Annotated in this window: 11 protein-coding genes; 3 read left to right on the top strand and 8 right to left on the bottom strand. The window is 72.5% G+C overall.

All coding sequences use genetic code 11. From position 1 onward, the window contains the following. On the bottom strand, positions 1-840 hold an 840-nt coding region (locus tag FB454_RS12990; RefSeq protein ID WP_186461585.1), incomplete at its 3' end, for a serine dehydratase beta chain. Positions 841-1,698: 858 nt separating this feature from the next. Here FB454_RS12990 and FB454_RS12985 point away from each other — a divergent pair. Continuing rightward, positions 1,699-1,902, top strand: a complete 204-nt coding sequence (locus FB454_RS12985; protein WP_013283729.1) for a PspC domain-containing protein — start codon at positions 1,699-1,701, stop codon at positions 1,900-1,902. 80 nt (positions 1,903-1,982) lie between these two features. Here the strand turns inward: FB454_RS12985 and FB454_RS12980 are convergent, their stop codons facing one another. The 7 genes from FB454_RS12980 to pdxH form a co-directional block, all read right to left on the bottom strand. Continuing rightward, the gene (locus FB454_RS12980; RefSeq protein WP_013283728.1) at positions 1,983-2,759 is read right to left on the bottom strand and encodes a DUF4230 domain-containing protein; all 777 of its coding nucleotides are present in this window, start codon (positions 2,757-2,759) and stop codon (positions 1,983-1,985) included. A 133-nt stretch (positions 2,760-2,892) separates the two neighbouring features. Further along, the gene (locus FB454_RS12975) at positions 2,893-4,053 is read right to left on the bottom strand and encodes an acyl-CoA dehydrogenase family protein (RefSeq protein WP_145822990.1); all 1,161 of its coding nucleotides are present in this window, start codon (positions 4,051-4,053) and stop codon (positions 2,893-2,895) included. A 31-nt stretch (positions 4,054-4,084) separates the two neighbouring features. Next, on the bottom strand, positions 4,085-4,390 hold the full coding sequence (locus FB454_RS12970) for a type II toxin-antitoxin system VapB family antitoxin (protein ID WP_013283726.1): 306 nt from the start codon (positions 4,388-4,390) through the stop codon (positions 4,085-4,087). A gap of 53 nt (positions 4,391-4,443) precedes the next feature. Continuing rightward, positions 4,444-5,046: a nitroreductase family protein gene (locus FB454_RS12965; RefSeq protein WP_013283725.1), complete on the bottom strand. Its 603-nt coding sequence runs from the start codon at positions 5,044-5,046 to the stop codon at positions 4,444-4,446. A gap of 2 nt (positions 5,047-5,048) precedes the next feature. Continuing rightward, a complete protein-coding gene (locus FB454_RS12960) occupies positions 5,049-5,975 on the bottom strand; it encodes an aldose 1-epimerase family protein (RefSeq protein ID WP_145755306.1) in 927 nt (308 codons plus the stop codon). A 16-nt stretch (positions 5,976-5,991) separates the two neighbouring features. Next, positions 5,992-7,284 carry an MFS transporter gene (locus FB454_RS12955; RefSeq protein WP_145822989.1) on the bottom strand — a complete coding sequence of 431 codons (1,293 nt, stop codon included), beginning with the start codon at positions 7,282-7,284 and terminating at the stop codon, positions 5,992-5,994. Next, the gene (gene pdxH, locus FB454_RS12950; protein WP_047892554.1) at positions 7,281-7,910 is read right to left on the bottom strand and encodes a pyridoxamine 5'-phosphate oxidase; all 630 of its coding nucleotides are present in this window, start codon (positions 7,908-7,910) and stop codon (positions 7,281-7,283) included. Before pdxH ends, FB454_RS12955 begins: the two co-directional genes overlap by 4 nt. A 273-nt stretch (positions 7,911-8,183) precedes the next feature. Between pdxH and FB454_RS12945 the strand changes: the two genes are divergently transcribed. Continuing rightward, the gene (locus FB454_RS12945; protein ID WP_013283721.1) at positions 8,184-9,290 is read left to right on the top strand and encodes a citrate synthase 2; all 1,107 of its coding nucleotides are present in this window, start codon (positions 8,184-8,186) and stop codon (positions 9,288-9,290) included. Positions 9,291-9,572: 282 nt separating this feature from the next. Continuing rightward, positions 9,573-10,700, top strand: coding sequence for a phosphoserine transaminase (serC, locus tag FB454_RS12940; protein ID WP_145822988.1), 1,128 nt, complete (start codon positions 9,573-9,575; stop codon positions 10,698-10,700). Positions 10,701-10,863: the final 163 nt, after the last annotated feature.

Here is a 10,863-nt window from a genome sequence, read left to right as displayed (position 1 = left end):
GCCGGCCGCGTTCTCCTCGTTGACCGCCAGCGCGAACAACGTCACCCAGTCCATCGCGCGCAGCGGATCCTGGCTGCCGGTCTCCGCCTCCAGGCCGCGCCGCATCTCGGCCGCGCGCCGCCGGACCTTCAACCCACCCGGGAGTACGCCGTCACGGGTGCAGCCGTTCTCCACGCACTCGCGCATCACCCGCCAGATCTCCAGCAGCCCGGCGCGCACGTCCGCCTCGCTGCGCCAGGACACCTCGTTGGCGAGCATCACCTCACTGATCGACAGCCCGGTCTCCGAGGTGACGGTCAGCAGCTCCGCGCCGGTCAGGAACGGGTGCCGTACCCGGGTGCTGTCCGCCTTGATCCGGTCCGCCCCGGCCGCCGCCTCGTCCACCACGAACCCGCCACCGACCGAGTAGTACGTGCGCGTCCGCACCTCGCCCCCGGCCGCGTCGTACGCCGCGAACGTCATCCCGTTCGGGTGATACGGCAACGACCGCCGCCGATGCAGCACCAGATCCGTGTCCGGGTCGAAGTCGACCCCCTGACTGCCGAACAGGTCGAGCCGCCGCTGCGTGCGGATCCGCTCCACCCGCGGCCCGACCGAGTCCGTGTCGACGGTCTCCGGGACCTCGCCCTCCAGCCCCAGCAGCACCGCCCGGTCACTGCCGTGCCCGTGGCCGGTCGCGCCGAGCGAGCCGAACAGTTCCGCCCGTACCCGCGCCACATCGGCGAGCTGACCGTCGGCCTTCAGACCCGCCACGAACGTACGGGCGGCCCGCATCGGCCCGACGGTGTGCGAGCTGGACGGCCCGATACCGACGCTGAAAAGATCGAAAACACTGATCATTTGCTGCTTTCCTCGCCGTCGTCCCCGTTGTGCGGATCCGAGCCGGTGCGTGGGTGCCGCGCCCGCCAGGCGGGTAGACGGCCGGCGCCCGGGGTGGGGGCGCCCGACCGGCGAGCCTACCTCGCCCCCGTGAATACCCGCCCCCACTCCGCCACATACCCGCCCCGGCGCACGCGTCCACCCCCTCCCCCGTTCCACTCCCGCCGTCGCCCACCCGCTCCCTCCCGCCCGCTCAGGCCCGCGCCCGCCCCGCCCGCCCTCGCGCTACTGCCGCCGACTCCCGCCCCACCCCTCCCCGTCGATCTTGGAGTTATGGCGCCCAGGATGCCCGATTAACGCCATTCGCGAGGTGCCACAACTCCAAGATCGACGCGCCGTGGCCTGCCCCCGGGGAGATCTTGGTACCGAATGGCCCCCATAGGGGCACTTTCCTACCAAGATCTCCACTGCCCCAGTCAGCGGAACGCCAGTCCCGCGAGGCGGAAAGCGCTCGACGCAGCACCCCTCGCCGAGCAGGGCTCCCGCCCGACGCCACCCCCACCACTCCCGCGATCTTGCAGTTGCGGCCCTGAACAACTGCGCGAATCGGGCACAACGGGGGCCGCAACTGCAAGATCGCGAGGGCTGCGCGGGGCGGCGCGAGGGCTGCGCGGGGCGGCGCGAGGGGCGGGGCTGCGCGAAGCAGCGCGAGGGCGGGCGAGGGTGAGGCGAGGAGCGGGGGGCGTTGGTGAGGAAGCGCCGGGGTAAGCACCTACGGGTGCCCGGGTCGCCGATCCTCCTCGGGGCTGAGGGCGCGGCGCGTACCCCTTTCTACCGTGGAATCAGCGCGGCGGATCGCCGCAGAAGTGGGAGACGACGATGAGTCGCAAACTGGTCCGGCCCCGCCAGGGGCGCATGATCGCCGGTGTCTGCGCCGGCCTGGGGCAGCGGTTCGGCATGTCGGCCGGCATGGTCCGGCTGCTGTTCCTGCTGTCGCTGCTGCTGCCCGGCACGCAGGTGATCGTCTACCTGATCCTGTGGATCCTGATGCCGAACGAGGACCGCTACCTCGCCACCCGCTGACGCGACACGAGCCGGGACGCCGGCACACACGCGACGCGCCCGCCCCGGATCATCGGGGCGGGCGCGCGGCGTCAGAGCGGTCAGGGAGCGGTGTACGTGACTGTCACCTTCTCGTACCCGAGGGAGCGCAGCAGCCCTTCGAGCATCTTGCGGGTGTTCTCCTGGGCCCGGGCGGTGAGCCCGCTGTCCCGGGCGGCAGCGGTGATGCGGTCCTCGGCGAGCTTGTAGACCTGCTGCTGCCGGTTCGGGTCGCCCGCGACCAGGTCGTTGAGCCGGTTGATCAGGCCGCGCTGCTCGGCGAACACGTAGCTCTTGTCCATGTCCAGGTCGGTCTCGCCGAGCTGCGGCGCGGGCAGCTTGATCTCGGCGGACTTGCCGTCCTCGGAGACCACCACGGCACCGTCGGCGATCTTCCCGAAGTCGACGTACGCCTCGACACGGCCCGCCCCGACGAACAGCGTGCGCTCGTTGAGCAGGAAGTCGGGCACGTTGCGCCTGTCGTTCTGCACGTCGACCACGACCTGGAAGTTGCCCTCGGCGGCGACGTAGCGGCTCAGGTCACGGATCGACTTGAGCAGCGGCGGCTGGCTGCGGTCGGTCTGCTCCTTGGCGAACGGGTTGCGGAAGTCGGGCAGCAGACCGGTGGCCTGCACGCCGAGCAGCACCACGACCGCCAGCGCCGCCGCGCCGAGCACCCAGAGCAGGCCGCGCGCCGGGCCGCCACCCGACGCCGGGGCACCGGGGGCGTACTCGCGGTCGTGGTCGGGCGAGCCCTCCGCCCGGTCGCGAAGGGACTCGCTGGTGGGGTAGTCCGGGAACTCCCGGGTGGGCTCGTTGATGTCACCGTCGCGGGCCATCGCCCTCACCGTCCTCGTCCGACACTTCCTCGTCCGACACATCGATCCTCAGCCGACACATCGACTGACAATGACGGTACGGCCACCGTGCGACAGTCGCTCGCCGAGCGCCCCGATCGAGTGAAACCGCAGGTCAGGCGAACGCGGACAGGCCGGTGAGCCGCTGGCCGATGACGAGCTGGTGGATCTCGGAGGTGCCCTCGTAGGTGAGCACGCTCTCCAGGTTGTTGGCGTGCCGCATCACCGGGTACTCCCCCGATACGCCGTTGGCGCCGAGGATCGTGCGGCACTGCCGGGCGATGGCGAGCGCCTCGCGGACGTTGTTCAGTTTGCCCACGCTCACCTGGTCGGGCCGCAGCGTGCCCGCGTCGGCGAGGCGGCCCAGGTGCAGCGCGAGCAGCATGCCCTTGTTCCACTCCACCGCCATGTCGGCGAGCTTGGCCTGGGTGAGCTGGAAACCGGCGAGCGGGCGGCCGAACTGGGTGCGCGTGGTCGCGTACTCCAGAGCGGTCTCCAGGCAGTCGCGGGCCGCGCCGAGCGCGCCCCAGACGATGCCGTGCCGGGCCTCGGTCAAGCATCCCAGCGGCGCTTTGAGCCCGATCGCCTCGGGCAGTCGCGCGTCGGCCGGCAGCCGGACGTCATCGAGGGCGATCTCGCCGGTCAGGGACGCGCGCAGCGACATCTTGTGCCGGATCTCGCGCGCCGTCACCCCCGGCGTGTCCATGGATACGGCGAAGCCGCGCACCCCGTCGTCGGTACGCGCCCAGATCACGCCCACGTCCGCGATCGGCGCGTTGGTGATCCACAGTTTGCTGCCGTTGAGGATCCAGTCGTCGCCGTCGCGGCGGGCGCGGGTGGCCATCGAGGCGGGGTCGGAGCCGTGGTCGGGTTCGGTGAGCCCGAAGCAGCCGATCGCCTCGCCGGCCGCCATGGCGGGCAGCCAGCGCTGCTTCTGCTCCTCGCTGCCGTAGCGCCAGATGGCGTACATGGCGAGCGATCCCTGCACCGACACCAGCGAGCGGACGCCGGAGTCGCCGGCCTCCAGTTCCAGGCAGGCGAGCCCGTACGCGACCGCTGACGCGCCGGCGCAGCCGTAGCCGGTCAGGTGCATGCCGAGCAGGCCGAGTTTGCCGAACTCGCGGGCCAGTTCGCGGGCCGGAACCTGGCCGTCCTCGTACCATCCGGCGACGTGCGGGCGTACCCGGTCGGTCACGAGCCGGCGCACGACGGTGCGGATCTGCCGCTCCTCGTCGCTGAGCGACGCATCGATGTCGAGCAGGTCGAGAGGAGTCATGGCGTCACCTTAACCAAGACTCAGGGAGGCGTCACTCGCCCTGGTCACCGAGCACGAGCACCCGCGCGTGGATCTGGTTGCGCTGCTGGAGCGCCGCGCGCAGCGCCCGGTGCAGGCCGTCCTCCAGGTAGAGGCCGCCGTTCCACTGGACGACGTGCGGGAAGAGGTCGCCGTAGAAGGTGGAGTCCTCCGCGAGCAGCTTGTCCAGCGCGAGTTCGCGCTTGGTGGTGATGAGCTGGTCAAGCCGCAGCGGGCGCGGCGGAATCTCGGCCCACTGCTTCAGCGTGAGGTTGTGCTCCGGGTAGGGACGCCCGTCCCGGACCGCCCTGAAGATCACGGCGTGCTCTCCTCTCCAGGCCAGGCTGACAATGTGGATGTCAGCCTAACCGCTCAGGTCCACCGTCCCCGCCGCACCACATCCTGCACCGGACGCCGCCCTCGGCGCAGCGACGGTGACCGGTGGTCGACAGCTCGGTAACCTACTGTGATCGCACCGATCGGGTGCAGTTCCGGCGGTACCCCGAACGCCTCCCGGTACGCCCCGATGCGCTGCGGCGGGATGCCGAAGAAGCAGGCGCCCAGCCCTTCGTCCACGGCGGTGAGCAGCATCAGCAGCGCCGCGAAGCCGGTGTCCACGTACCAGTAGGGCACCGGCCAGCGGTCCTCGGCGCGGTCCGACCAGCCCTTGTCCGCCTCGGCGTAGCGGTCCAAGTAGGCGTCGCGGTTGGCGTGCGGCACCACGATCAGCGGCGCCCGGCGCATCCCGGCCAGCCAGCGTTCCCGGCCGCCGCCACCAGGCGTGGTCGCGGCCCAGAACCGTTCCCGGTCCTCGGGTTCCTCCAGCACCAGGAAGCCCCAGCCCTGCGAGAACCCGGCCGACGGGGCCCGGACGGCGTGGTCGAGCAGCCGGTCCACCACCTCCGGCGGCACCGGCCTGTCTGGGTCGTAGTTGCGCACCATCCGGCGGCGCCGGACGACGTCGGCGAACTCCACGCTCAGACCTCCGGGCGGACGCCCCAGGCGCCCCGCCAGGTCTGCCCCGGCTCCAGCATGATCAGGTCCTTCCCGGAGCGGAACGCGTCGGGCGGGCACGTCATCGGCTCCACCGCCACGGACCGGCGGTGCCGTTCCCCGCCGAGCGTGTCGCCGGTGAACACCTGCCACCAGCCGAACTCGCGGTCCGCCCAGATCCGCAGCCCGGACGAGCCGTCCGGCGCGCTCAGCACCACCGCCGAGCCGCCGTCGGCGTCCCGCTCGACGTCACCGAACGCGGTGTCGAGCACCAGGTCGCCGATCGGGCGCGGGCTGGTGAAGTCGAACTCGGAGCCGGTCACCTCGGCGGCGGCGACCGGCAGCAGGCGGCTGTCCACCAGCACCCGCCGCCGGGCCGGTACGTGCAACCGCAACTCGTCGACGCCGACCTTCGGCAGTTGCAGGTAGGGGTGGACGGAGAAGCCGAACGGCGCGGGCTCGTCGGAGACGTTCGTCGCCTCGTGCTCGGCCCGCAGGCCGTGCGGGCCGACGCTCCACCGGGCCCGCAGCCGCAGTGCCCACGGGTAGCCGGGGCTCGGCGGCAGGTCGTAGCCGACGGTCACGCTGTCCGCCGACTGCTCGATCGGCTGCCACCGCACCCAGTTCACCAGGCCGTGCAGGGCGTTGTGCCGCTCCGGTTCGGTGAGGTCGAGCTGAAACGACCGCTCCCCGACCGTGTAGACGCCGTCCCGGACGCGGTTCGGCCACGGCGCCAGCACCTGCCCGGCCGAGCCGGGGCAGACCTCGTCCTCGGCGTACCCGTCGAGGTGGTCCACGCCGTCGTAGCGGTAGGCCCGCAGGCCGCCGCCCACCTCGACCACGACGGCCTCGTGGCCGTCGGCCGCGATGGTCCACTGTGTACCGGACGGAGGCTGCACGTCGATCCCCATGTCGGCGACCCTACCGTCAGTGCCGGTCCTCGGCGGGAGTGGTCGAGCGATAGCGCAGCAGCGCCGGGAACGCCACCACCAGCAGCACCGCGAGTACGGCGGCGGCCAGGCCGCCACCGACCATGGCGAAGCCGGTGCCGAAACCGGCGGCCATCGCACCGGCCCGCAGGTCGCCCAGACGCGGGCCACCGGCCACCACGACCGTGTTCACGCCCTGGAGGCGGCCACGCATCCGGTCCGGCGCGTAGACCAGCAGCATCGACTGGCGCAGCGTGGCGCTGACCAGGTCGGCGGCGCCGGCGACGCCCAGCAGCACCACCGCCACCCACAGCTGCCCGGCCAGCCCGGCGAGCGCGATGGCCACGCCCCAGCCGACCACCGCCACTGTGAGCGCGAGGCCCTGCCGTCGTACCCGGCCGATCCACCCCGAGGTCAGGCCGCCCAGCATCGCGCCGATGGCGATGGAGCTGTAGAGCCAGCCCACCGCCGAGGCACCGCCGAAGCGTTCCTGCGCCAGCTCCGGGAACAGCGCCCGCGGCATGGCCAGGATCATCGCGATCAGGTCGATGGCGAAGGAGAGCAGCAGCACCCGCGTGGTCGCCAGGTAGCGGAAGCCGTCGACGATGCTGGCGAACCCGGCCTTGCGGACACCGCCGTCCGGATCCGGCGCGGGCGGCATCGCGGGCAGCCGCAGCGTGGCCCAGAGCGACGCGGTGAACAGCAGCGCGTCCGCCGCGTACGCGATGGGCAGCGCCACCCCGACCTGCCAGGCGGCGAAGATCAGGCCGGCGGCGAGCGGGCCGAAGACGGCGGCGGCGGTGAACGTGGTGAAGTTCAGCGTGGTGGCCGCCGGGACCAGCTCCGCGGGCACCAGCCGGGGCAGGATCGCGCTGCGGGCCGGCGAGGTGATCGCGAAGGCGGTCGACTGGAGGCCGACGAGCAGCAGGAGCAGCAGCGGGCTGCGCGCACCGGCCAGCGACTGCACCAGAAGCCCGAGCGTCGAGGCCCAGAGCACGCAGCCGCCGACGAGCAGCACACGGCGGCGGTCCCGGGCGTCGGCGACCGCGCCGCCCCACAGCCCGAAGATCAGCAGCGGTACGAAGCCCGCGATGCCGAGCAGACCGACCCAGAGCGAGCCGCCGGTCAGGTCGAACATCTCCACCGGCACCGCCACGGCGGTGAACTGGAACCCGAACATGGCGATCGCGTTGCCGGTCCAGACCCGCCGGTACGCGGGCACGCGCAGCGGACGCAGGTCGATCGCCCAGCGGCGCGCGCCCCGCCGCCGGGCCTGCGTGACGTCGGTCACGGCGCGAGCCGCTCGACGACGAAGAACCCGTCCCCGGTACGCCGGAAGCGCAGCCGGTCGTGCAGCCGGCTGGCCCGGCCCTGCCAGAACTCGACAGTCTCCGGACGGACCCGGAACCCGCCCCAGTACGGCGGCGCGGGGATCGGGTCCACGTCGGCGAACCGCTCGGCCGCCGCCCGGTACGCCGCGTCGAGCGCGGTCCGGTCCGGCACCACCGTCGACTGGGCGCTGGCCCACGCCCCGAGCTGCGAGCCGCGCGGCCGAGTGGCGAAGTACGCCTCGGTCTCGGCCCGGTCCACCTGCTCGACCCGGCCGGTCACGATCACCTGCCGCTGCATCGGGAACCAGGGGAACACCAGGCTGGCCCACGGGTTCCCGATCACCTCGGCGCCCTTGCGCGAGCCGTGGTTGGTGTAGAAGACGAAGCCCTCCGGGCCGTATCCCTTGAGCAGCACGGTGCGCCCGCTGGGCCGGCCCCGGTCGTCGGCCGTGCCGAGCACCATCGCGTTCGGCTCGGGCAGCTGATGGGCCACCGCGTCGGCGAACCAGCGGGCGAACTGGGTGTGCCAGTCCGGCGCCAGGTCCGTCTCGGTCAGGCCCAGGTCGGCCGCGTACTCGTTACGCATGCCGGCCGGGGCGGGTGTGTCGCCTGTCACTGTGGTAGTCCCTCTCCCGGGCGTGCCGGCGTCCCCCGACGCTGGCCAGGCCCCGGTACCCAGTCTTCTCCTCCCCGAACGGGCGTCCACCGGCGGGGATGTCGCGTGGCGCACAGTGGCTGTGGGTCGCGCAGCGCGTTACCCACCGGGCAAGATGTCACGAACCACATCCCTGAAGGGTCGCCTGAGCTGCGGGGCTCGATCAGCCCGCCCGGGCGCGCCGAGCCGAAGCCAGGAGACGACATGTCCGATTTCAAACCGGGCCTGGAAGGCGTCGTAGCCTTCGAGACCGAGATCGCCGAACCCGACCGCGCGGGGGGATCACTGCGCTACCGGGGCGTGGACATCGAGGACCTGATCGGCCAGGTCTCGTTCGGCAACGTCTGGGCACTGCTGGTGGACGGCCGGTTCGGCCCGGGCCTGCCGCCGGCCGAGCCGTTCCCGGTGCCGGTTCACTCCGGTGACATCCGCGTCGACGTGCAGTCCGCGGTCGCCATGCTGGCCCCGTACTGGGGGCTCAACCAGCTTCTCGACATCTCCGACGAGCAGGCCCGCGAGGACCTGGCCCGGGTGTCGGTCACCGCGCTGTCATTCGTCGCCCAGTCGGCGCGCGGCCTGGGCCTGCCGGCCGTGCCGCAGAAGGAGATCGACAAGGCGGAGACCATCGTCGAGCGGTTCATGAAGCGCTGGCGCGGTGAGCCCGACCCGCGGCACGTCAAGGCCGTCGACGCGTACTTCATCTCGGCCGCCGAGCACGGCCTGAACGCCTCCACCTTCACCGCCCGGATCGTCGCCTCCACCGGCGCGGACGCCGCGGCCTGCATCTCCTCCGGCATCGGCGCGCTCTCCGGCCCGCTGCACGGCGGCGCCCCGTCCCGGGTGCTCAGCATGCTGGAGGCGGTCGAGCGCAGTGGCGACGCCGACGGATACGTCAAGGGCGTCCTGGACCGGGGCGAGCGCCTGATGGGCTTCGGCCACCGGGTCTACCGGGCCGAGGACCCGCGCGCCCGTGTGCTGCGGCGTACCGCCAAGGAGCTGGGCGCGCCCCGCTTCGAGGTCGCCGAGGCGCTGGAGAAGGCCGCGCTGGCCGAGCTGCAGGCCCGCCGCCCGGACCGCGTCCTCGCCACAAACGTCGAGTTCTGGTCCGCGGTGGTGCTGGACTTCGCCGAGGTGCCGGCGCACATGTTCACCTCGATGTTCACCTGCGCCCGGATGGGCGGCTGGTCGGCGCACATCCTGGAGCAGAAGAAGCTCCAGCGGCTGGTCCGGCCGTCGGCCACGTACGTCGGCCACGGCCCGCGCAAGCCGCAGCAGGTCGAGGGCTGGGACGCCATCCCGCACGGCGTCTGACGTGTAAGGAAGGGGCCCCGCTTAACGCCTCCGGTAGAGGCGGGGCCCCTTCTTAACGCCCGCCTCCGTGCCCACGAGGCGCTGCGCCGCTGTGGCGCACGACTCAGCGCCGACAGTGGGACCAGCCGCCGGTCCGGGCCGCCCGGGTGGGAGGATGAAGGTCGGCAGCGCTGCCGGCCGGGTTCGGACCCCGGCCGCCTCGTGCGCCCGGCGCACGCCCGGCCATCGGTCCGCGCCCGCACCAAGGGCCCGTCCCGCCCACGCGGAAGGATCAAGACAACCGTGGCTGACGCACCGACCATCCGGATTCCCGACGAGATCAGGCCCGCCGACGGACGATTCGGCTGCGGCCCGTCCAAGGTCCGTCCGGCCGCGGTCTCCGCCCTCTCCGACGTCGCCACCAGCTACCTGGGCACGTCGCACCGGCAGAAGACGGTCCGCGACCAGGTGTCCCGGCTGCGCCGCGGCCTGGCCGAGTTCTTCTCCCTGCCCGAGGGGTACGAGGTGGTGCTCGGCAACGGCGGCACCACCGCGTTCTGGGAGGTCGCCACGTTCGGCCTGATCCGCGACCGGGCCCAGTTCGCCAGCTTCGGCGAGTTCGGCGCCAAGTTCGCCAAGTCGGTCAAGGACGCGCCGTTCCTCGGTGAGCCGACCGTGCGCAAGTCCGAGGCGGGCAGCGCCCCGTCGCTCGTGGCCGAGGCCGGCGTGGACGTCTACGCCACCCCGCACAACGAGACCTCCACCGGCGTCGCGGTGCCGATCAGCCGGGTCGCGGGCGCCGACGAGGGCTCGCTGCTGCTGGTCGACGCCACCTCCGGCGCGGGCGGGCTGGACGTGGACGTCGCCCAGACCGACGTCTACTACTTCGCGCCGCAGAAGTGCTTCGGCTCCGACGGCGGGCTCTGGCTGGCCCTGATGTCGCCGGCCGCGCTGGCCCGGGCCACCGAGGTCAAGGAGTCCGGCCGCTACATCCCGGCCTTCCTCGACCTGGTCACCGCGATCGACAACTCGCGGCTGGAGCAGACGTACAACACCCCGGCGCTGGCGACCATCTTCCTGGCCGCGGAGCAGACCGACTGGATGAACTCCCAGGGCGGGCTGGCCTGGGCGGCCAAGCGCACCGCCGAGAGCGCCGGCATCGTGTACGGCTGGGCCGAGCGCTCGTCGTTCGCCACGCCGTTCGTGTCGGACCCGGCGCTGCGGTCCAACGTGGTCGCCACCATCGACTTCGCCGACGAGGTGGACGCCACGGCGATCGCCAAGGCGCTGCGCGCCAACGGCATCGTCGACACCGAGCCGTACCGCAAGCTGGGCCGCAACCAGCTGCGGGTGGCGCTGTTCCCGGCCGTCGAGCCGGCCGACGTCGAGGCGCTCACCGCGTCCATCGACTACGTGGTGGAGCGACTCTGATCACGTCGTGACGGTGCGTGGCCGTCGAGGCCCCGGCGGCCACCCACCGTGATCGTTACCGCAGCTCAGTCACGACATGCCGGGGTGTCGCAGTCCCCATCGGCGGGTAGATGAGCGTACGGTGGTGCGAGACGCCCGGGTGGCCGGCTCCCGTGGCGTGACG

Source organism: Micromonospora sp. CNZ297, assembly GCF_007827625.1.
This window is presented reverse-complemented; position numbering and strand designations above follow the sequence as displayed.